Annotated in this window: 22 protein-coding genes; 15 read left to right on the top strand and 7 right to left on the bottom strand. The window is 57.5% G+C overall.

The genetic code is table 11. The annotated features are described in order from the left end of the window. Positions 1 to 47: 47 nt before the first annotated feature. The 5 genes from B9Z44_RS14180 to B9Z44_RS14160 are packed head-to-tail and all read right to left on the bottom strand — an operon-like array spanning position 48 to position 3,567. Complete coding sequence (locus B9Z44_RS14180) at positions 48 to 830, bottom strand: peptidylprolyl isomerase (RefSeq protein WP_108358646.1); 783 nt, start codon at positions 828 to 830, stop codon at positions 48 to 50. 8 nt (positions 831 to 838) lie between these two features. Continuing rightward, positions 839 to 1,108, bottom strand: a complete 270-nt coding sequence (locus B9Z44_RS14175; RefSeq protein ID WP_108402732.1) for a BolA family protein — start codon at positions 1,106 to 1,108, stop codon at positions 839 to 841. Continuing rightward, positions 1,105 to 1,650, bottom strand: coding sequence for a septation protein A (locus B9Z44_RS14170; protein ID WP_108402731.1), 546 nt, complete (start codon positions 1,648 to 1,650; stop codon positions 1,105 to 1,107). The genes B9Z44_RS14175 and B9Z44_RS14170 overlap by 4 nt, the downstream gene beginning before the upstream one ends. Before the next feature lie 7 nt (positions 1,651 to 1,657). Further along, positions 1,658 to 2,065, bottom strand: coding sequence for a peptide-methionine (R)-S-oxide reductase MsrB (msrB, locus tag B9Z44_RS14165; protein ID WP_108358643.1), 408 nt, complete (start codon positions 2,063 to 2,065; stop codon positions 1,658 to 1,660). Continuing rightward, complete coding sequence (locus tag B9Z44_RS14160; protein WP_425437189.1) at positions 2,062 to 3,567, bottom strand: protein adenylyltransferase SelO; 1,506 nt, start codon at positions 3,565 to 3,567, stop codon at positions 2,062 to 2,064. Before B9Z44_RS14160 ends, msrB begins: the two co-directional genes overlap by 4 nt. A gap of 127 nt (positions 3,568 to 3,694) precedes the next feature. On the opposite strand from B9Z44_RS14160, the gene B9Z44_RS14155 reads away from it, so the two are divergent. The 4 genes from B9Z44_RS14155 to B9Z44_RS14140 are packed head-to-tail and all read left to right on the top strand — an operon-like array spanning position 3,695 to position 9,103. Then, positions 3,695 to 5,335, top strand: a complete 1,641-nt coding sequence (locus B9Z44_RS14155) for a 3-(methylthio)propionyl-CoA ligase (RefSeq protein WP_108402729.1) — start codon at positions 3,695 to 3,697, stop codon at positions 5,333 to 5,335. A gap of 31 nt (positions 5,336 to 5,366) precedes the next feature. Then, positions 5,367 to 7,466: a 3-hydroxyacyl-CoA dehydrogenase NAD-binding domain-containing protein gene (locus B9Z44_RS14150; RefSeq protein ID WP_108402728.1), complete on the top strand. Its 2,100-nt coding sequence runs from the start codon at positions 5,367 to 5,369 to the stop codon at positions 7,464 to 7,466. 20 nt (positions 7,467 to 7,486) lie between these two features. Then, positions 7,487 to 8,662, top strand: coding sequence for an acetyl-CoA C-acyltransferase (locus B9Z44_RS14145; protein WP_108358640.1), 1,176 nt, complete (start codon positions 7,487 to 7,489; stop codon positions 8,660 to 8,662). A gap of 18 nt (positions 8,663 to 8,680) precedes the next feature. Beyond that, entirely contained in the window at positions 8,681 to 9,103 is a 423-nt protein-coding gene (locus tag B9Z44_RS14140) for a PaaI family thioesterase (protein ID WP_108358639.1), read from the top strand. A 46-nt stretch (positions 9,104 to 9,149) separates the two neighbouring features. Here the strand turns inward: B9Z44_RS14140 and aqpZ are convergent, their stop codons facing one another. Next, positions 9,150 to 9,839, bottom strand: coding sequence for an aquaporin Z (aqpZ, locus tag B9Z44_RS14135; protein WP_108358638.1), 690 nt, complete (start codon positions 9,837 to 9,839; stop codon positions 9,150 to 9,152). Between the two features lie 149 nt (positions 9,840 to 9,988). Here aqpZ and B9Z44_RS14130 point away from each other — a divergent pair, with 149 nt between their 5' ends. From B9Z44_RS14130 to B9Z44_RS14105, 6 genes are read left to right on the top strand one after another with little or no spacing between them, the layout of a single operon-like run. Further along, positions 9,989 to 12,373 carry a Tex family protein gene (locus B9Z44_RS14130; RefSeq protein WP_108402727.1) on the top strand — a complete coding sequence of 795 codons (2,385 nt, stop codon included), beginning with the start codon at positions 9,989 to 9,991 and terminating at the stop codon, positions 12,371 to 12,373. Between the two features lie 15 nt (positions 12,374 to 12,388). After that, positions 12,389 to 13,462: a patatin-like phospholipase family protein gene (locus B9Z44_RS14125; RefSeq protein WP_108358636.1), complete on the top strand. Its 1,074-nt coding sequence runs from the start codon at positions 12,389 to 12,391 to the stop codon at positions 13,460 to 13,462. Positions 13,463 to 13,471: 9 nt separating this feature from the next. Beyond that, positions 13,472 to 13,759, top strand: a complete 288-nt coding sequence (locus tag B9Z44_RS14120; RefSeq protein WP_108358635.1) for a DUF1330 domain-containing protein — start codon at positions 13,472 to 13,474, stop codon at positions 13,757 to 13,759. Positions 13,760 to 13,813: 54 nt separating this feature from the next. After that, on the top strand, positions 13,814 to 14,767 hold the full coding sequence (locus B9Z44_RS14115) for an alpha/beta hydrolase (protein ID WP_108358634.1): 954 nt from the start codon (positions 13,814 to 13,816) through the stop codon (positions 14,765 to 14,767). Then, positions 14,730 to 15,212, top strand: coding sequence for a GNAT family N-acetyltransferase (locus tag B9Z44_RS14110; protein ID WP_108358633.1), 483 nt, complete (start codon positions 14,730 to 14,732; stop codon positions 15,210 to 15,212). Before B9Z44_RS14115 ends, B9Z44_RS14110 begins: the two co-directional genes overlap by 38 nt. Positions 15,213 to 15,269: 57 nt before the next feature. Continuing rightward, entirely contained in the window at positions 15,270 to 15,992 is a 723-nt protein-coding gene (locus B9Z44_RS14105; protein WP_108402726.1) for a hypothetical protein, read from the top strand. Positions 15,993 to 16,019: 27 nt separating this feature from the next. Here B9Z44_RS14105 and ygfZ read toward each other — a convergent pair whose 3' ends face one another. Then, positions 16,020 to 16,982, bottom strand: coding sequence for a CAF17-like 4Fe-4S cluster assembly/insertion protein YgfZ (gene ygfZ / locus B9Z44_RS14100; protein ID WP_108402725.1), 963 nt, complete (start codon positions 16,980 to 16,982; stop codon positions 16,020 to 16,022). A 50-nt stretch (positions 16,983 to 17,032) separates the two neighbouring features. Here ygfZ and mltG point away from each other — a divergent pair, with 50 nt between their 5' ends. From mltG to B9Z44_RS14075, 5 genes are read left to right on the top strand one after another with little or no spacing between them, the layout of a single operon-like run. Further along, entirely contained in the window at positions 17,033 to 18,034 is a 1,002-nt protein-coding gene (gene mltG, locus B9Z44_RS14095) for an endolytic transglycosylase MltG (protein ID WP_108402724.1), read from the top strand. A 25-nt stretch (positions 18,035 to 18,059) separates the two neighbouring features. Further along, complete coding sequence (tmk, locus tag B9Z44_RS14090; RefSeq protein WP_108402723.1) at positions 18,060 to 18,725, top strand: dTMP kinase; 666 nt, start codon at positions 18,060 to 18,062, stop codon at positions 18,723 to 18,725. Between the two features lie 13 nt (positions 18,726 to 18,738). Next, positions 18,739 to 19,761: a DNA polymerase III subunit delta' gene (locus B9Z44_RS14085; RefSeq protein WP_108402722.1), complete on the top strand. Its 1,023-nt coding sequence runs from the start codon at positions 18,739 to 18,741 to the stop codon at positions 19,759 to 19,761. Positions 19,762 to 19,770: 9 nt separating this feature from the next. After that, complete coding sequence (locus B9Z44_RS14080; RefSeq protein ID WP_108402721.1) at positions 19,771 to 20,565, top strand: TatD family hydrolase; 795 nt, start codon at positions 19,771 to 19,773, stop codon at positions 20,563 to 20,565. Beyond that, positions 20,562 to 21,227: an ankyrin repeat domain-containing protein gene (locus tag B9Z44_RS14075; protein WP_108402720.1), complete on the top strand. Its 666-nt coding sequence runs from the start codon at positions 20,562 to 20,564 to the stop codon at positions 21,225 to 21,227. Before B9Z44_RS14080 ends, B9Z44_RS14075 begins: the two co-directional genes overlap by 4 nt. Positions 21,228 to 21,279 lie beyond the last annotated feature (52 nt).

Raw genomic sequence — 21,279 nt, 5'->3', positions numbered from 1 at the left:
AAACAAAAGCGGCCCGAAGGCCGCTGTGTGCATGGGGCGAAGGTGAATTACTCGACCTTGGCTTTGGCGCGCAGTTCTTGTTGGAAAGCGGCCATGCGTTGTTGTGTCATTTGTTGCACGATTTGTGGCTTCACGTCTTCGAGCTTAGGCAACTGGGCTTCGCGCACGTCGTCCAAACGGATGATGTGGAAACCAAATTGGCTTTGCACAGGCGCGGAGACTTCGCCTTTTTTCAGAGCCACCATGGCTTCTGAGAATTCTTTGACGTAGTTACCAGGTGCCGCCCAATCAAGGTCACCACCGTTGGCACCTGAACCTGGGTCTTTGGATTGCTTCTTGGCGATGTCTTCAAACTTGCCGCCTTTTTTCAGGCTGGCGAGGATAGCTTCGGCTTGTGCGGGGGTTTCAACCAAGATGTGGCGAGCGCGGTACTCTTTGCCACCGTTGGCAGCCACGAATTTGTCGTATTCGGCTTGCACATCAGCGTCAGTCACAGCCGACGTCTTTTGGAATTCAGCGAACAACTCGCGAATCAAAATGGTTTGGCGAGCCAGCTCAATTTGAGCTTTGTACTCAGGCGTTGCATCCAAGCCGCGCTTTTGCGCTTCTTGCATGAAGATTTCGCGCGCAATGACTTCTTCTTTGATTTGGGCTTCCACATCTGGCGTGATGGGACGACCTGAGCGGGCCACTTGCTGTGCCAATGCTTCAGCGCGGGCCGTTGGAACAGCCTTGCCGTTGACGATGGCGATGTTTTGCGCGTTAGCGCCCATGCTCAAGCAAGCGAACGCAGCGGCTGCAACAGCGGTCCAAATCATTTGTTTTTTCATGTCAGGTCTCAGGGGGTTTCTATGACTTCAATGGCCAAGGCATGCAAGCCTTGATCTATATATTCTTGCAACGCATCATACACAAGGCGATGCCTTGCCACGCGTGATTTGGCTGTAAAAAGTGGGCTCTGGATGCGTACCCGAAAATGGGTACCGAAGCCTGTCTCGTTGGCGCCTACATGGCCCGCATGGGCAGCGCTTTCGTCTAAAACTTCGACAAAAACGGGGTTTAAGCGTTCTTGTAAACGCTGTGTCAGCGCCTGTGCTGTGATATTCACACTTGGTCCTCTGGCTGCTCTTTGACGAAGCGGCTCATGTAGATGCCTTGCAGCACCACAAACACCAACATCAAGCCCAAACCACCAAAGAGTTTGAAGCTCACCCAGGTGTCGGTGTCAAAGTGGTTGGCCACCCAAATGTTGAGACAACCCATGACCGCAAAGAAGCACGCCCAGCTGTGCAGCAACACGCCCCACGCGTGTTCGGGCAGCTCCACCTGAGCGCCCATGAGTTGCTTCAGGAAATTGCGTTTGAACACGTAATACCCGCCCCACAAGGCGCTGCCCATCAACCAGTACAGCACGGTGGGCTTCCACTTGATGAAGGTTTCGTCTTGGGTGAGCAGCGTGGCACCACCAAACACCACGATGACGCCCAGACTGACCCATTGCATGGGCTCAACAAAGCCTTTTTTGTAACGCAAATAGCCAATTTGAGCCAAGGTGGCAGCGATGGCCACGGCGGTGGCGGCCATGATGCCCCACGCTTTGAAGGTGACAAAAAACAAGATGATGGGAAAGAAGTCGAGCAGTAATTTCATAAAGGCTTTATTTGTTTGGCACGAAGTCTAACGAAGCCGAGTTCATGCAATAGCGCAGGCCTGTGGGGGCAGGGCCGTCGTTGAACACATGCCCGAGGTGCGCGCCACATTGGCTGCACACGGTTTCCACGCGCACCATGCCGTGGCTGATGTCGCGGTGCTCGGCAATGGCATCTTCGCTGGCCGCGGTGTGAAAGCTGGGCCAGCCACAACCCGCGTCAAACTTGGTGGACGCATCGAACAGTTTGGCATCGCAACACATGCAGTGGTAGCTGCCTGGTGCCCAATGGGCTTCGTATTTGCCGGTGAACGGGCGCTCGGTGGCTGCTTTACGCGTCACTTCGTAGGCCACAGGTTCGGCGTTTTTGGCGGCCAGCAGGTCGCGCCATTCTTGTTCTGTTTTTTGAATCGTCATGAGGAGCAGCTGATTTCAATGGATGAAGCCCATTCTGGCGCAAGGCTAGCCCAAGCTTCGTAAGTGGGGTGTTCGTCAAAGGGCGCATGCAGCACTTGCAACAAGTCTTGCACCATCGCAAAGTTGCCGGCTTTGGCTTGGCGAATGGCCAGCTCGCCCAAGTGGTTACGCAAGATGTATTTGGGGTTGGTGCGCAGCATGGTGTCACCCGCGGCTTGGCGGGGGGTTTGGCCTAAGCGCTCTAGGTAGCGCGTACACCACGCGTCAAACACCTCGCGGAGCAGGAACAAGTCGCGCACAGGCTCAAAGGCGTGCGCACTGTGGGCCGACTCGCGCACGGCCACGCTCAAGCGTCGCCAAAACACGGTGTAGTCCACACGGTCTTGTTGCATGGCTTTCAGCAGGTCTTCCACCAAAGCGCGGTCGCCCTCGTGTGTGTCGGTCAGGCCCAACTTGCTGCGCATGCGCTGGTCCATGGCTTCGGGGAAGGCTTGCTTGTAACTCTCTAATGCGGCCAAAGCGGGGGCTTGCTCGTCGATGAGCGGCATCAAGGCTTGACCTAGGCAAAACAAGTTCCAGTACGCAATTTGCGGTTGACGTGCATAGGCATAACGGCCTTGGTGGTCTGAATGGTTGCAAATGTGGTTGGCGTCAAAGCCATCTAAGTACTGGAACGGGCCGTAGTCGAGCGTTAGGCCGAGCACGCTCATGTTGTCGGTGTTCATCACACCATGGCAAAAGCCCACGGCTTGCCATTGCGCCATCAAAGCGGCGGTGCGTTGAGTGACTTCGTGCAACAAGGCGGTGTAGCGCTCGGCCCCTTGCTTGTCTTGCAACGCAGGGAAATGCGCGATGACGACATGGTCAGCCAAGGCGCGCAGCTCATCGATTTGGCCGTTGGACGCGAAATGCTCAAAGTGGCCAAAGCGCACAAAACTAGGCGCCACGCGGGTGACCACGGCGGCGGTTTCGACCTCTTCACGCCGCACATGGGCGGGCGAGCCCGTGACGCACAAGGCCCGCGTGGTGGGAATGCCCAAGCCATGCATGGCCTCGCTGGCCAAAAACTCGCGAATGCTGGAGCGCAACACGGCGCGGCCATCGCCACGGCGAGAGTAGGGCGTGGGACCTGCGCCTTTGAGTTGTAGCTCTTGCAAGCCTGCAGGCGTTTGAATCGCACCCAGGTTCAACGCGCGGCCATCGCCCAGCTGGCCTGCCCATTGGCCAAACTGGTGGCCGCTGTAAACGCTGGCGTAGGTGGTGCGAGCGGCTGGCAGCGCGTTACCTGTGAACAAATCCAGCGCCTCTTGCTGTTGCCAAACGTCTGGTGGCAAACCCAGCTCGGCCCGCAACGCCTCGTTGCAACCCACCCAATGCGCGGCTGGCAAAGGCGTGGGTTCGGTGGGTGTGGCGAACTCAACCCCCAAAGAGGCAAAGCCCGTATCAAAAGACGCATTGAGCCATGGCAAGCTGGCAGTCGGAGTCATGGGGCGGTTAAACATGGCAGACATTGTCTCGGGTTATCCATAGGTTCGTTTTTTGTGGGCTTTTCCTAAAAAAGCAAAAAGAATTGGCACAATACAGAAAAAAGCACGACCGTGCGAAAATCAAAAATCTCCAGGAGACAACATGCTTGGACTGATGCAAGACCAACCGCTGCTGATTTCAAATCTGATTGAGTTTGCAGACAAACACCACGGTGATGGCGAAGTGGTGTCACGCCGCGTGGAGGGTGACATCCACCGCTACACCTGGTCTGATGTGGCGCGCCGTTCGCGCCAAGTGGCCAATGCGCTAGATGGTCTGAAGCTGGGTTTCAGCGACCGCGTGGCCACCATCGCTTGGAACGGCTATCGCCACCTAGAGCTGTACTTTGGTGTCAGCGGCTCGGGCCGCGTGCTGCACACCATCAACCCACGTTTGCACCCCGATCAAATTGCGTGGATTGCCAACCATGCCGAAGACCAAGTGCTGTGCTTTGACATGACGTTTTTGCCCATCATCCAAGCCGTGCACAGCAAGTGCCCGACGGTCAAACATTGGGTGGCCATGTGCGATGCAGACAAACTGCCAGCAGACACCGGCATTCCCAACCTCATCAGCTACGAAGCGTGGATGGGCAACCAAAGCACCACCTACCAATGGCCCGTGTTTGACGAAAACACCGCGTCGAGCATGTGCTACACCAGCGGGACCACGGGCAATCCCAAAGCCGCGCTGTACAGCCACCGTTCCACCACCTTGCACGCCTACGCGGCTGCGCTGCCCGATGTGATGTGTATCTCTGCGCGTGACGCGATCCTTCCTGTCGTGCCTATGTTCCACGTCAACGCGTGGGGCATTCCGTACAGCGCCGCGCTCACCGGTGCCAAGCTGGTGTTTCCAGGCCCCGGCATGGACGGCAAATCGGTCTACGAGATGATTGAGAACGAAGGCGTCACCTACGCCGCTGGCGTGCCCACGGTGTGGCAAATGTTGCTGGGGCACATGAAGCCCCATGGTTTGAAGTTCTCCACCTTGAAGCGCACCGTCATTGGCGGCTCGGCTTGCCCACCCGCCATGATTGATGCTTTCCGTGACGACTACGGCGTGGAGGTCTTGCACGCTTGGGGCATGACCGAGCTCAGCCCTTTGGGTACTTTGTGTACTTTGAAAAACAAACACCTCAAGCTGCCCAAAGAGCAACAAATGAAATTGCTGCTCAAGCAAGGCCGCGCTATCTACGGCGTGGACATGAAGATCGTCAACGACGCAGGCGATGAGCAGCCGCATGACGACAAAGCCTATGGCGACTTGTTGGTCAAAGGTCCTTGGGTGGTAGCCAATTACTACAAAGGTGAGGGCGATCCGCTGATCACCGACAAAGACGGCCAACGCTGGTTCCCCACAGGCGACGTGGCCACCATCGACGCCGATGGCTTCATGCAAATCACCGACCGCAGCAAAGACGTCATCAAGTCGGGCGGCGAGTGGATCAGCTCGATTGACATTGAAAACATCGCCGTGGCGCACCCCGCTGTGGCCATGGCCGCGTGTATTGGTGTGGCGCACCCCAAGTGGGACGAGCGCCCCATCGTGGCGGTGGTGAAAAAGCCCGACGCACAGGTGAGCCGCGAAGAACTCTTGGCCTTCTACGAAGGCAAAACCGCCAAATGGCAAATCCCAGACGACGTGGTGTTTGTCGATGCCATTCCGTTGGGCGCCACCGGCAAGATGCTCAAAACCAAATTGCGCGAACAGCTCAAAGACTACAAGCTGCCAAGCGCCTAACTAACCCCATCAGTTTTCATAAGGAAATGCAATGAGTGCAGACTACCAAGTACACGGCGATGTGGCCGTGATCACCTTGAACAACCCGCCGGTCAACGGCATGGGTTTGGAAACACGCCGCGCCTTGGTGGCTGGCATTGCACAAGCGCAAGCCGATGCAGCCGTCAAAGCGGTGGTCATCACGGGCCACGGCAAAGCCTTTTCGGGTGGTGCAGATGTGCGTGAATTTGGCTCACCCAAAGCCTTCCAAGAGCCCAATTTGCTCAGCGTGATTTCTTGCGTGGAAAACTGCAACAAGCCCGTGGTGGCTGCCATGCACACTGTGGTGATGGGCGGTGGTCTTGAGTTGGCACTGGGTTGCCACTACCGCGTGTGCGCACCTGGAACCAGCATCAGCATGCCTGAGGTGAAGCTGGGCCTGATCCCTGGCGCAGGGGGCACTCAACGCTTGCCACGTGCTTTGGGTGTAGAACCCGCAATGAACATGATCGTGAGCGGTGAAGCGATCAAGAGCGACATGCTCAGCATGTTGCCCGGCCAAAAGCTGTTTGACCAAATGGCCATGTCTCCACAAAGTCTGATGGACGAGGCTATTGCCTACGCCCGTGAAGTGGCCGATGTGCGCCCTCTACCCAAATTGCGTGATCTGCCTTGTAAACACCCCATGGGCGATGCCTATTTCCAGTTCTCGCGCAACATGGTCAAAGGCATGGCAAAGAACTACCCAGCGCCACCCAAAGCGGTGGATGCGGTAGAAATGGCCACCAAGAAAAAGTTTGACGACGGCATGATGTACGAGCGTGAGCAGTTCATCAACCTCATGTGGACACCCGAGAGCCGTGCGTTGCGACACTTGTTTGGCGCACAACGCGCGGCCAGCAAGATAGCCGATGTGCCCAGCGACACACCGGTGCGTGACATCAAACTCGTCGCGGTCATTGGTGCGGGCACCATGGGGGGAGGCATTGCGATGAACTTCTTGAATGCAGGCATTGCAGTCAAGATGCTTGAAACCAAGCAAGAAGCCTTGGACCGTGGCGTGGCCACCATCCAAAAGAACTACGAAGATCGCGTCAAAAAAGGCAAGCTCAAAGAAGAGAAAGCTGCCCAGCGCATGGCGCTGCTCAGCACCACGCTGAGCTACGACGACATCAAAGATGCCGACCTCGTCATTGAAGCCGTGTTTGAAGACATGGGCGTCAAAGAAGCGGTGTTCAAACAACTCGACGCGGTGATGAAGCCAGGCGCGATTTTGGCGTCTAACACGTCCACCTTAGACCTCAACAAAATTGCCCACTTCACCAAGCGTCCGCAAGACGTGGTGGGCTTGCACTTCTTCAGCCCCGCCAACGTGATGAAGCTGCTCGAAGTGGTGCGTGGCAAAGACACCGCCAAAGACGTGCTGGCCACGGCCATGGACGTGGCCAAGAAAATCAAAAAAATTGCCGTGCTCTCGGGCGTGTGCGATGGCTTCATTGGCAACCGCATGATTGACCAATATGGCCGCCAAGCGGGCTTCTTGCTTGACGAGGGCTGCACGCCCGCGCAGGTGGACCGCGCCATTGAAAAGTTTGGCTGGGCGATGGGTCCGTTCCGCATGAGCGACTTGGCTGGCAACGACATTGGCTGGTCCATCCGCAAACGCCAATACGCAGAGAACCCCACGCGTCGCTACAGCAAAACCGCAGACCTGTTGTGTGAGCAAGGCCGCTTCGGCCAAAAAACTGGCGCAGGTTGGTACGACTACAAGCCTGGCAAACGTGATGCGATTCCGAACAAAGACGTAGAAGCCATGATTGCCAAACACCGCGAATCGCTCGGCATCAAGCCGCGCAAGATCAGCGACGAAGAAATCGTGCAACGCCTGAACTTTGCTTTAGTTAACGAAGCTGCCCACATCCTAGAAGAAGGCATTGCCAGCAAAGCCAGCGACATCGACATGGTCTATATCAGCGGTTATGGCTTCCCAATTTTCCGCGGTGGCCCTATGAACTACGCCGACGAGTTGGGCCTGTTTAACGTGGTGCAAGCCATGCAGCGTTTTGCCACCAATCCCCACGATGACGCCGAGTTTTGGAAGCCAGCACCTTTGCTCGCAAAGCTCGCCGCCGAAGGCAAGACCTTCAACTGAAACAGAATTAAGGAATCCCTATGACCCACGCTGTCATCGTCTCTACCGCCCGCACACCGCTTGCTAAAAGCTGGAAGGGCTCTTTCAACATGACCCACGGCGCGACCTTGGGTGGTCACGTCGTCAAACACGCCATTGCGCGCGCCGGCATTGAAGCCGCCGAAGTAGACGACGTCATCATGGGTTGCGCCTTGCCTGAGGGCGCAACCGGCACCAACATTGCCCGCCAAATCGCACTCATGGCCGATTGCCCTGTGTCGGTATCGGGCATGACCATCAACCGTTTTTGCTCTTCAGGCTTGCAAACCATTGCCACCGCCGCGCAGCGCATCATTGCGGGCGAGGGCGATGTGTACGTGGCCGGTGGCGTGGAAAGCATCTCCTGCGTGCAACAAGAGATGAACCAACACATGTTGATGGACCTGGCGCTTAATAAAAAGAAGCCCGAGATCTACTGGAACATGTTGCAAACCGCTGAACATGTGGCCAAGAAATACAACATTGGCCGCGAAGCCATGGACGAATATGGCGCACGCAGCCAACAACGCGCCTTTGCCGCGCAAGCGGCGGGTTTGTTTGACGCAGAAATTGCCGCCATCACCGTCAAAGCCGGTATTGCCGACAAAGTGATGGGCTTGATGACCAAGCAGGTCACGGTCAGCAAAGACGAAGGCATCCGCGAAGGCTCGACCGCCGAAGCCTTGGCCAACCTCAAATCAGCCATGCCCGGTGGTTTGATTTCAGCTGGCAACGCCAGCCAGTTTTCAGACGGTGCAGGCGCTTGCGTGGTGATGAGCGAAACACTGGCCAGCAAGCGTGGCCTGAAGCCGTTGGGCCGCTTCCTCGGCTTTGCTGTCGCCGGCTGCGAGCCTGACGAAATGGGCATTGGGCCTGTGTATGCCATTCCCAAAGTGCTCAACCGCTTAGGCCTGAGCATCGGCGACATTGACCTGTGGGAACTCAACGAAGCATTTGCCGTGCAAGTGCTGTACTGCCGCGACAAGCTGGGCATCCCCGATGACCGCCTCAACGTCAATGGCGGTGCCATCGCAGTGGGCCACCCCTATGGCGTGAGCGGCCAACGCTTGGTGGGCCACGCCTTGATTGAAGGCAAACGCCGCGGCGCGAAACGCGTGTGCGTGACCATGTGCATTGGCGGTGGCATGGGTGCAGCTGGTATCTTTGAGGTCTTGTAACCCCACGAGGAGCACATCATGCAAGAGAGTTTTGGCGCTTACATTCCATTTGTCGACCATCTGGGTTTCGAGATGGTGTTCTTTGACGACGGCTTGTCCGAGCTGCGTTACACGCCTGAGCCCGAGCACTTGAACTCGTTCAACGTGACCCACGGCGGTGCGGTCATGACACTGCTGGACGTCACCCTCGCCAGCGCCGCGCGCAGCGTGGACAGAGGCATGGGTGTGGTCACGATTGAGATGAAAACCTCGTTCATGCAACCGGCGCGTGGCACGCTCACGGCCAAAGGCCGTTTGATTCACCGCACACGCGGCATGGCGTTTACCGAAGGCACGCTGTACGACGCCGAAGGCAACGCCTGCGCGCATGCCACGGGCACGTTCAAATACGTGGACCGAGATGCAGCACCTGCTGAGCTGCATGAGGTTTCGACGGACTAATAAAAAAACGCCCCTCGGGGCGTTTTTTGTTGGAAGCCGCAACGGCTTAGTGGTTGTCGTCTGAAATCAAACGGTAAGCCTGTGCGCCTAACAACGCACCCACGATAGGGGCCAACCAAAACAGCCAAAGCTGAGACACAGCCCAATCGCCCACAAACAAAGCCACACCGGTGCTACGCGCTGGGTTCACCGAGGTGTTGGTGACGGGAATGCTGATCAAGTGAATCAAGGTCAAAGCCAAACCAATGGCGATGGGAGCAAAGCCTGCAGGTGCTTTTTTGTCTGTAGAACCCAAGATCACCAGCAAGAAAAATGCGGTCATCACCACTTCACAGACCAAGGCTGCCAACAGGGTGTAACCACCGGGGGAGTGTTCGCCGTAGCCGTTGGATGCAAAACCTGCCGCCACATTGAAACTGGCATTGCCTGATGCAATGACATACAACACAGCTGCACCAGCAATCGCGCCCAACACTTGGGACACCATGTAGGGTAACAATTGATTGGCTGGGAAACGGCCTGCTGCCCACAAACCCACGGACACCGCGGGGTTCAAATGGCAGCCAGAAATGTGGCCAATGGCAAACGCCATGGTCAGAACTGTCAAACCAAAAGCCAGAGAAACACCGTGCAAACCAATGCCGACGCCTGGGAAAGCCGCTGCCAAAACAGCACTGCCGCAACCGCCCAACACCAACCAAAACGTGCCCAAAAACTCTGCGCTGTAACGTTTCATTTCGAATCCCTTCATGATGAATAATGAGAGTGCTACTTTAAGATGTTTGTAACTATTTTTAATTAACAAGTGTTAACTTGTTTGTGGGTTTCACCCCCTATGCCTTCAGGCAAAATTGCCAACTTTGACGAATTCGACTGACTGAAAACATGCAAAAAATTACCCGCCAACTGGCGGACGAAATCAAAATTTCCGAAGCCCAAGTGCGCTCTGCTGTTGAGCTGCTTGATGGTGGCGCCACCGTGCCCTTTATTGCCCGTTACCGCAAAGAAGTCACGGGTGGCTTGGACGACATTCAATTGCGCGAACTCGAAGCCCGCCTGAGCTACCTGCGCGAGCTGACCGACCGCCGCGCTGCGGTGATCAAAAGCATCCAAGAACAAGGCAAGCTCACGCCAGAGCTGCTGGCCGCCATCGAAGCCGCGCCCACCAAGCAAGAGCTGGAAGACATTTACTTGCCCTTCAAACCCAAGCGCCGCACCAAGGGCATGATTGCCAAAGAAGCGGGCTTGGAGCCACTGGCCGACAAGCTGTTTGCCGACCCCACGCTCAACCCCAATGTAGAAGCCGAAGCCTTCATCTTGCCTGCAGGCAAGATTGAAGGGGCCGACTTCACCACCGTCGCCGCTGTGCTGGACGGCGTGCGCGACTTGTTGAGCGAGCGCTGGGCCGAAGATGCCGTTTTGGTGCAAGGCTTGCGCGAATGGCTGTGGACGGAAGGCTTGTTCCGCAGCAAGTTGTCTGCGGGCAAAGACGAAAACAACCCCGATGTGGCGAAGTTTCGCGACTACTTTGAGTACGACGAACCCATTGGCCGCGTGCCCTCGCACCGCGCCTTGGCCGTGTTCCGTGGCCGTGCGTTGGAAATGCTCGATGCAAAACTCGTTCTTCCTGTTGAGCCTGAGCCGGGTAAGCCCAGCTTGGCCGAAGGCAAGATTGCCTTGCACCTCGGTTGGAGCCATGCCAGCAGGGCAGGGGACGACCTGATTCGCAAATGCGTGGCATGGACATGGCGCGTGAAGCTAAGCCTATCCACCGAGCGCGACTTGTTCACGCGTTTGCGTGAAGAAGCCGAGAAGGTCGCGATCAAAGTGTTTGCCGACAACCTGCGCGATTTGTTGCTGGCAGCCCCCGCAGGCCCCCGCGTGGTGATGGGCCTAGACCCAGGCATCCGAACTGGTGTGAAAGTGGCCGTGGTCGACGCCACGGGCAAGCTGGTGGAAACATCCACCGTCTACCCCCACGAGCCCCGTAAAGATTGGGACGGCTCGCTCTACACCTTGGCCAAACTGGCCGAAAAACACGGTGTGAACTTGATTGCCATTGGCAACGGCACCGCCAGCCGCGAAACCGACAAACTGGCGGGTGAGTTGATCAAACTCATGTCAAAGCACGACGCCACCAAGGTCATCGACAAAGTGGTGGTCAGCGAAGCGGGCGCGTCGGTGTACAGCGCCAGTGAGTACGCCAGCAACGAAATGCCCGATGTGGACGTGAGCCTGCGCGGCGCAGCCAGCATTGCACGGCGATTGCAAGACCCCTTGGCCGAGCTGGTGAAGATCGACCCCAAGTCCATCGGCGTGGGCCAATACCAACACGATGTGAACCAAAGCGAACTCGCCCGCACCCTCGAAGCCGTGGTGGAAGACTGCGTGAACAAAGTGGGGGTGGATCTGAACACCGCCAGCGTGCCGCTGCTCACCCGCGTGTCGGGCCTCTCGACCACCACCGCCAAAGCCGTGGTGCGTTGGCGCGAAGCCAATGGTGCGTTTGCCAACCGTCAACAGTTGCTCAAGGTCACGGGCCTGGGTGCGAAAACGTTTGAACAAAGCGCAGGCTTCTTGCGCATCCGCGATGGTGATAACCCGTTGGACATGACCGCGGTTCACCCCGAAACCTACCCAGTGGTGGAGCGCATCATGGCGCAAACCGGCAAGCCCGTGGCCGAGCTGATGGGCCGCGCCGACATGCTCAAAACTTTGAAGCCCGAGTTGTTTGCCAACGACACCGTGGGTGTGATCACCGTCAAAGACATCTTGAGCGAACTCGAAAAGCCAGGCCGCGACCCGCGCCCCGACTTCAAAGTGGCCAAGCTGCAAGACGGCGTGGAGGACATCAAAGACTTGAAGGTCGACATGGTGCTCGAAGGCACGGTCAGCAACGTGGCCGCCTTTGGCGCGTTTGTCGATTTAGGCGTGCACCAAGACGGCCTCATTCACGTCAGCCAACTCAGCAACAAGTTCATCACCGACGCCCGCGAAGTGGTGAAGACCGGCGACATCATCAAGGTCAAAGTGCTGGAAGTGGACGTGGCCCGCAAACGCATCAGCCTGACCATGAAGATGGACGCTGCGCCTGCGCGCAAAGACGGCCCTCGCGACAACCGCTTTGAACACGCGGGCCGCGATAACCGTCAAAGAAGCGGGTCAGGCGGTGGCGGCAGCTACAGCAGTGGCTACACCGCACCGCCACAAGCAGCAGCGGGTTCGGCCATGGCGAGTGCGTTTGCCAAGCTGCAAGGTTTGAAGAAGTAAGCCCAAAGCCGCGCGTTGAAAGCTCTGCACATCTACGCTGGCCCCAAAGCCTTGGCCCACATCGAAGCCAACGGTTTGATGCCCGAACACGTTGGCGTGATTCCCGCTGCGGCGGGGGGCCCCAAGGGTTTGATACTCGGACCGCTCGACCGCTTTTTGTTTGGTGAATGGCTGCCGCAAAGCACGCAGCCCATCGACTTGGTGGGCGCATCCATTGGCGCATGGCGTATGGCCACGGCGTGTTTGGACAACCCTGTGCAAGGCTTTGATCACCTGTCGCACGACTACATCCACCAAGAGTACAAAGTACCCGAAGGCCAAAAGCGCCCCAGCGCAAAGCAGGTGAGCGACGAGTTCAGCCAAACCCTGCAAGCTTTTTATGGCGGCCATGTGAGCGAAGTGCTCAACAACCCGCGCTATCGCCTGCATGTGGTGACCTCGCGTGGCAAACACATCTTGAACCGGGAGCATCCGCTGCTGACGCCTTTGGGCTACGCCGGTGCGTATCTGTGTAATGCCGTGCAACGCAAAGCCATGGGCGCGTGGTTAGAACGCGTGGTGTTTTCAAGCCGTGGCGAGCTGCCGTTTGATGTGTCTGACTTTGCCACCCAACACATGGCGCTGAACGAACACAACTTCATGGCTGCGCTGCAAGCCAGTTGCTCTATCCCGTTTGTGCTGCAAGCCGTGCACGACATTCCTGATGCACCCACGGGCGCGTATTGGGACGGCGGCATCACCGACTACCACTTGCACCTCAACTACAACGGCTTGGCAAAAAGCCCTTTGGTGCTGTACCCTCATTTTCAAAAAGCTGTGGTGCCCGGTTGGCTGGACAAAGCCCTCAAGTGGCGACACAAAGCCACCCCGTTTTTAGACAACACCATCGTGTTGGCCCCCAACCCCGAGTGGGTCAAAACCTTGCCCAACGGCAAGCTGCCAGATCGCAGTGACTTTGTGACTTATGCCTCTGACTTTGAAGGTCGGGTGAAGGTTTGGAAAGCGGCGGTGCGCGCGAGTGAGCAAATGGCTCACGAATTTGCAGACTGGTTGGTCAATCCAAACTGGACTACTGTTCATCCTCTTTAAGGAGTTGAGATGCGTCACGCTTACGTCGTCGGTCAAATGACCGTGAAGAACGAAACCAAATGGGCCGAATACCGCGGTCAAGTCTTGGCTACCTTGACGCCTTGGGGCGGCGAACTGGTGTTTCGTGGCCAACAGGCCAGAGCGCTGTCTGGCGAGTGCCCGCATGCCGATATCGTGGTCATTCGGTTTCCCTCGCTCTCTGATGCCGATGGCTGGCATCACTCGGCGGCATATCAGGCGCTGATCCCGCTGCGCCAAGAAGCGGCACATGTGGTGCTGACCACTTACGAGGCGTAACGAACGTCTGTGCCGGCCATCAGCCAATAAACAGTCTTTTCAAAGCAAATCTCCATGAGCCACTCACGCAACCCGCAAAGCCTGTTGACCCCCGCCATGCGTGATGTGTTGCACGCCATTGCCAAAGCAGGCCGCCCACCCATGGCGCTGCTCACGCCCGAGCAAGCCAAACAAGCCTACGCCTTGGGTGCCGGTGTGCTGGAAGTGAACGCACAAAAAATGGCGCGTGACGACACGCTGCACATCCCCACGCGCGATGGGGCCACGCTGCGCGCCAAACTGTGGGCTGAACACGCCAAGCCCAATTTACCGGTGCTGCTGTACTTTCATGGCGGGGGCTTCACCGTGGGTAGCCCCGAAACGCACGAGGCGCTGTGCAAGCACCTGGCCCATTTGGCGCACTGTGCTGTCGTGTCGTTGGACTATCGCCTTGCGCCCGAACACACATTTCCCGCCGCACACAACGATGCGCTCGATGCCTTGCAGTGGCTATGCGCCAACGCCCCCCTCCTGGGACTAGATGCCACACGCATCGCCATTGGCGGTGACAGTGCGGGCGGCACGCTCACAGCGGCCACCGCCATTGCTGCGCGCGATGCGGGTATTGATTTGAAACTGCAGCTCATGTTCTACCCCGGCTGCTCGCCTGAACACATGCCGTCGGCCCATACGTTTGACAAAGGCTTTTTGCTGGAAAAAGCCAGCATCGACTACTTCTACGGCCATTACATGCCCAATGCCGCAGACCGCCAAGACCCGCGCTTTTCGCCCTTGCTGGCCGAGGTATCAGGGGTGGCCCCAGCGTGGCTGGGTTTGGCAGAATGCGACCCGCTGGTGGACGAGGGCGTGGCCTATGCCGACCATCTGCGTTTGGCGGGTGTGCCCGTAGATCTTGAAATTTACAAAGGCGTGGTGCACAGCTTCATCCAAATGGGACGCGTGATTCCCGAAGCACTGACCGCACACATGGATGCTGCACGCGCGTTACGACACGCGTTTGGGGTGTGACGTGATGACGATGACTTACATCGAAATTGGCGAATGGCCCTTGATGCAAACCGCTGCCCAAGCGGTACGCACCGCCGTGTTTGTGCAAGAGCAGGGCATCGCCCCCGAAGACGAATGGGATGCGGATGACGCCACAGCTTTGCACGCCGTGTTGTTGGATGGAAATGGTCAGCCGCTAGGCAATGCCCGTTTGTTGCAACCTTGCGCCAATACAGCCAAAGTAGGGCGCATGGCGGTGCTTCGCGAGATGCGCGGCAAAGGCTACGGCGCGCGATTGCTGCAAGCACTACTGCTAGAGGCGCGCCGACGCGGTAACCAAGAAGTGCGGCTCAATGCACAGCGAACGGCGGAAAGGTTTTATGCGGCTCACGGCTTTGCAGTGGTGGGGACGCCGTTTGATGAGGTGGGGATACCGCATGTGGAAATGCGTTTGAGCTTGGTGTGACTGACGTTGCGACCGTGTGAAAATATGTGCGATTCAAACTTTTAGAAAAATACCTTGATGAACATCGTTCAGCGCTTTCTTCCCATCACTGTCGCAGTCGCCGCCGCTATGGCGATCAGCCCCCAAGCGACAGCGGCTGACTTGAGTAACTTCAACACCCTCAGTCAAGCCGAGTTTTTGGCCGTGAGCAAAGACCTCGCAGCAGTGACCAGCACCAAGGCCATTGAGCCAGCCGCACCTTTGGGCTTGACCGGCTTTGATGTCAGCGCATCCAGCACCCTGACAAGAATTCAAGACGGTGCCGCTTGGGCCAAAGTGTCTGGTGACAACGCGAGCAACCTGATGCAAACCAAGTTATCAGTCAGCAAAGGTTTGTCTGGCGGCTGGGATGTGGGCGGCTTCGTGTCTAAAGTGCCTTCGACCAATGTGTCGGTTGCGGGTGTTCAGGTGAAATACGCTTTGCTGGAAGGCAATGCCATCACCCCTGCCATTGCCCTGCGCGGCAGCCACAGCCGCATGGGCGGTGTATCGGGCATGGAACTCAACAACACCGGTTTTGATGTCTTGATTTCCAAAGGCTTTGTGGGCATCACGCCTTATTTAGGCGTCGGCACGGTTTACTCAAGCGCCAAAGCCACAGGCCAGAGCAATGAAAGCTTCACGCAAAGCAAGTCGTTTGTTGGCGTGAGCTGGAACGTGTTGTTGGTCAATCTCTCTGCGGAGTACGACCGCACAGGCAAAAACGCTTCTGTGGGTTTGAAGGCCGGCCTTCGTTTCTAAAACGCGCAGCGCGTTGCGCGCGACATGTCAAATGTCGTCGCGCAGCGTATAAGGCAATGGCAACAGGTTCAGCCGTGGGCCATCTGCCGCACCCAAATGCAAGCTGCTGCTTTCAGTGGCACTGAGTTGCAGCTCAAGCACCGCCACATGGCTCGCACCATCGCTGGCCGCTTGCGCCACCAGACCACAAGGCTGCGTGGCATCCAAGCTGGAAAACACTTCTTGGCCAGCGGCCAACGGGGTGGCACTTTGCGCAATAAACGCACGGCGTTTCAAGGTGCCACGGAATTGGCTGCGCGCCACGATTTCTTGGCCGGGGTAGCAACCTTTTTTGAAGTTCACGCCATCGACTGATTCGTAGTTGAGCATCTGCGGCACAAAGGCTTCGAAGGTCGCCAGCTCGACCCATGCAATGCCGCTCATCACTTCACCCACTTGCCACAGGTCTGCGCTGAGGGCTGGGCCTGTTGGCGCTGCCACGTCTTTGGGGGCAAGCCAAAAGGCGCGGGGTTGGCCAAGGGCAGGGTAGAGGGTCAGCACATCTGCACTGGGCGATTCACCTGCGTTGAGGACAAATCGTTGCCATGGGGCCGGTGACGTGGCTGCTGCGTTGCCAAGGACCGATGCAACAGTGTCCCCAACCAAACCCAACAACTGAAACTCATCGCTGGCATCGCTCAGCTTGGCTTTGGCACGCAGCACAAACATCGACAAGCGTTTGACGGTTTGGGCCATCAGATCTTTGCGGCAAATCAGCAGCACTTCTTCGGCTGAACGTTTGTAAACCACAAAGCTCGCTTGCATGCGGCCTTTGGCGTTGCAAAAGGCGGCCAAGCGGCATTGGCCGTCTTTCATCAACAGCACATCGTTGGTGAGCTGGTTGTGCAAAAAGCTGGCTGCGTCTGCACCTGCAGCGCGGATGACGCCAAGGTGGGGCACAGGTGCAATGCCGTTCAAAGGCGCGGAGGTGGAAAAATCGTTCAAAGACATGCGTGAATTATCATGCCCGCTTGATTAACGTGATTGGACATAGGGTTGTGATGCGGCTCATCAAGCGAATCTTTTGGACGGTGTTGAGTCTGGCCCTGTTGCTGTCGGCGGTCTCTGGCTGGTGGGTGTTGACCCCCATGTCGCTGTCCACACCTACCGTGGACTTGTCCATCGAGCCACAAACGCCGGTGCGTGGCATTGCCCAAGCCGTCGCCGATGCGGGGGTGGATGTGCAGCCCGTGGTGCTGTATGCGTTTTTCCGTGCCAGTGGTCAGTCGCGCAAATTGCGCGCGGGCAGCTATGAGCTGAGCCAAGGCAACACACCGCTTGATTTGCTGCGCAAACTCAGCCGTGGCGAAGAAAGCCTCAAAGCCATCAGCCTGATTGACGGCTGGACGTTTCGCCAATTCCGCGCGGCGCTGGCCAAAGCCGAAGGCCTCAAACACGACACCCAAGGTCTGAACGATGACGCGTTGATGGCCAAGCTGGGCATGCCAGGTGTGGCGCCCGAAGGCCGCTTTTTCCCCGACACCTACACCTACGGCAAAGGCACGTCCGAGCTGCATGTGATGGAACGCGCCGCCAAGGCCATGAACAAGCAACTCGCCGCTGCGTGGAAGTTGCGTGGCCCCAACATTCAATTGAAAACGCCTGAAGAAGCCTTGGTTTTGGCCAGCATCGTTGAAAAAGAAACAGGCCGAGAGAGCGACCGCACCACCATCAGCCGCGTATTTCACAACCGTTTGGCCGTGGGCATGCCCCTGCAAACCGACCCCACCGTGATTTACGGCATGTTCGACAACTTCGATGGCAACCTGCGCCGCGCCGACCTGCGCACCGACCACCCGTGGAACACCTACACCCGCAAAGGCCTGCCACCCACGCCCATTGCCATGCCTGGACGCAACGCGCTCAAAGCCGCCGTACAACCTGCTGCCAGCAACGCGCTGTACTTTGTGGCCAAGGGTGATGGCACAAGCTACTTCAGCGCGACGCTGGATGAGCACAATGCCGCGGTCAATCGCTACCAACGCAAAGCCTCTGGACAGTGATGCCGAACAGGCAAAATAGCGGGCTATGACAAAAACAGGTCTGTTCATCAGTTTTGAAGGCATCGATGGTGCGGGCAAATCCACGCACATCGATGGCTTGGCCGCAGCGTTCAAAGCGCAAGGCCGCCAAGTCACGCTCACCCGCGAGCCCGGTGGCACGCCTTTGGCCGAAAAGCTGCGTGAGATGGTGCTGCACGACGCGATGGATTCGCTGACCGAAGCCTTGCTGATCTTTGCGGCCCGCCGCGACCATTTACACCACGTGATTGAGCCCGCTTTGGCACGTGGCGATGTGGTGCTGTGTGACCGCTTCACGGACGCCACGTTTGCCTATCAAGGCAGTGGCCGTGGCTTTGATTTAGGTGTGTTGCAACAGCTTGAGCAATGGGTACAGGCGATTCCCGCTGACGCAGTCAGCCCTTCAAGCAATGGCTTGCGTCAACCCGATGTGACCGTTTGGTTTGAGCTTGACCCAGCCATCGCCGCCGTGCGCCTGGCCGGTGCCCGCGTGCCCGATCGCTTTGAGGCGCAGCCCGTTGAGTTCTTCCAAAAAGTGTCGGACGGCTATGCCGCCCGCGCCCAAGCCGATGCACAGCGCTTTGTGCGCCTAGACGCCGCTCAAACCCGTGAAGCCGTGTGGCAGCAACTGCACCAGAACTTTGTGCAGCGCGGCTGGCTGAGCGAGACTTGAGCTCTAACGTCGCATGACCGAAACCACAACACCACAAGCGAGGCCTGTGCTCAGCCCTTGGCTGCAAGGCCAACTCACCACCTTGCTCGAGCGACGCGGTCACGCATGGCTGCTGCAAGGCCCATCGGGCTTGGGCCAATACACGCTGGGCCTAGAGCTGGCCCGTGCTTGGCTGTGCGAAGCCCCAACCAAGCAGGGCGCTTGCTACCAGTGCCGCAGCTGTCACGCGGTGGATGTGCGCACCCATGCGGACCTGCGCACACTCATGCCCGAAGCCTTGGCGTTAGAGCTGAACTGGCCTCTTGACGAGAAAACCCAAAAAGACCTCGACGACAAAAAGCGCAAACCCAGCAAAGAAATTCGCGTCGAAGCTGCACGCGACATGGTGGCTTTCAGCCAGCAAACCCGCTCGGGCGGCTCGACCAAAGTGGTGTTTGTGTACCCCGCCGAGCGCATGAACCATGTGACGGCCAACACCATCCTCAAAACGCTGGAAGAGCCACCAGGCGAGTGCCGCTTTGTGCTGGCCAGCGAAGCGGCCCATCAGCTGTTACCCACGATCCGCAGCCGTTGCCAAACCCACACCATGATTTGGCCCTCCGAAGCCGAGTCATTGAGCTGGCTGCAAACCCAAGGCGTGCCCGCCGCCGATGCCGCCGTGTTGCTGTGTGCTGCGGGCGGTCGACCTGAAGATGCGCTAGACCTAGCCAATGCAGGCCTCAAAGCGGCCATTTGGGCGGGCTTACCCAAAGCCGTGCTGCGTGGGGATGTGGGCGCGGTGTCTGACGCCACGCCATCGCAGGCCATCGCCATGCTGCAAAAGCTGTGTCACGACTTACTGGCTTTGCGCACCGGCGGCGAGCCACGGTTCTTCATGGCGGCAGATTTACCGGCTGCTGGCACGGTCAACTCACTGACCCAATGGTCCAAAGACTTGATGGATGCTGCCCGCACATCTGAGCACCCGTACAACGCAGGCTTGATGTTTGAAGCCTTGGTGGCGCGTGCGCAAACGGCCCTGCGCGCCAAAGACTAAAAAAGAAATATGTTCACCGATTCCCATTGCCACCTGAATTTTCCAGAGCTGGCCGAAAACATCCACACTATCCGCGACGACATGGCCAAAGCCCAAGTCACGCGCGCCTTGGTCATCAGCACCACACTCGAGCGCTTTCCTGAAGTGCATGGCCTCGCCACGCAGTTCGACAACTTCTGGGCTACCGTGGGCGTGCACCCCGACAACGAAGGCGTGCAAGAACCCACGCTCGACGACCTGCTGACCCGCGCCAAATTGCCCAAAGTGGTGGGCATTGGTGAAACCGGCCTCGACTATTTCCGCTTGGGCGAGCGCACCGTGGCCGACATGGAATGGCAACGCAACCGCTTTCGCATCCACATCCAGGCCGCGCAGCAAACCCAGCTGCCTTTGGTCATCCACACCCGCAGCTCGTCGGCAGATACCGTGGCGATTTTGAAAGAGCAGGGCGAAGACGGCTCCGCAGGCAGTGCAGGGGGCGTGTTTCACTGCTTCACCGAAACCGCCGACGTGGCCCGTGCCGGCTTGGACCTCGGGCTGTACATCTCGTTTTCAGGCATCTTGACCTTCAAAAATGCCCAAGACTTGCGCGATGTAGCGAAGTTTGTCCCCATGAACCGCATCTTGATCGAGACCGACAGCCCGTATTTGGCGCCTGTGCCGCACCGTGGCAAGACCAACAACCCGTCTTATGTGCCGTTTGTGGCGAAGCAGATTGCCGAGATCAAAGGCATGTCCGTGGAAGCCGTGGCCGAAGCCACCAGCCGCAATTTTGACCAACTTTTCAGTGCTGTTTTAAAATGAGAAATTGCTTTAAGTATTTTCTTTATCTATATGTTTTTATTGGATATTCTTTATCCAATGCAGGTTCGTATGATGACTTCATCTCGGCACTTCATTTTGACAAGCCAGAAGTCATCGAAAAGCTACTGGCCCGTGGTTTTGATCCCAATACACCCAACGAGAAAGGCATTCCTGGCTTGCTGGTTGCGCTTCAATCTGAGTCACCCAAGTCTGCGCTGGTTTTAGCAAAACACCCGCAAACGCAAGTCAATGTGCAAAACCACCTGGGCGAAACCCCCTTGATGCTGGCGGCCATCCATAACCAACTGGCGCTGGCCAAGCTGCTGATTGACCGCGGTGCCGATGTGAACCGAGCAGGCTGGACGCCGCTGCATTACGCCTCTACCCGTGGTCACCGCGACATGATGCGTTTGCTACTAGACAACGATGCCTACATTGATAGCGAATCCGCCAACGGCACCACACCGTTGATGATGGCGGCTTATTCAGCACCACCGTTGGCCGTGAAGTTGCTGCTGGAAGAGGGGGCCGACCCAACTTTGGTCAATCACGGCAATGCCACAGCCTTGGACTTGGCTTTGAGGGGTGACCACCAACAAAGCGCGTTCTACATTCGCGCATTCATTGAATCTTGGTATATCCAAAATCCAATCAAAGAATAGCCTCACTCAATAGGCAATCTATTTACATACTGGCGCATAACGCAAAGCCTTG

It is taken from the genome of Limnohabitans curvus (assembly GCF_003063475.1).
Classification (GTDB): domain Bacteria; phylum Pseudomonadota; class Gammaproteobacteria; order Burkholderiales; family Burkholderiaceae_C; genus Limnohabitans; species Limnohabitans curvus.
This window is presented reverse-complemented; position numbering and strand designations above follow the sequence as displayed.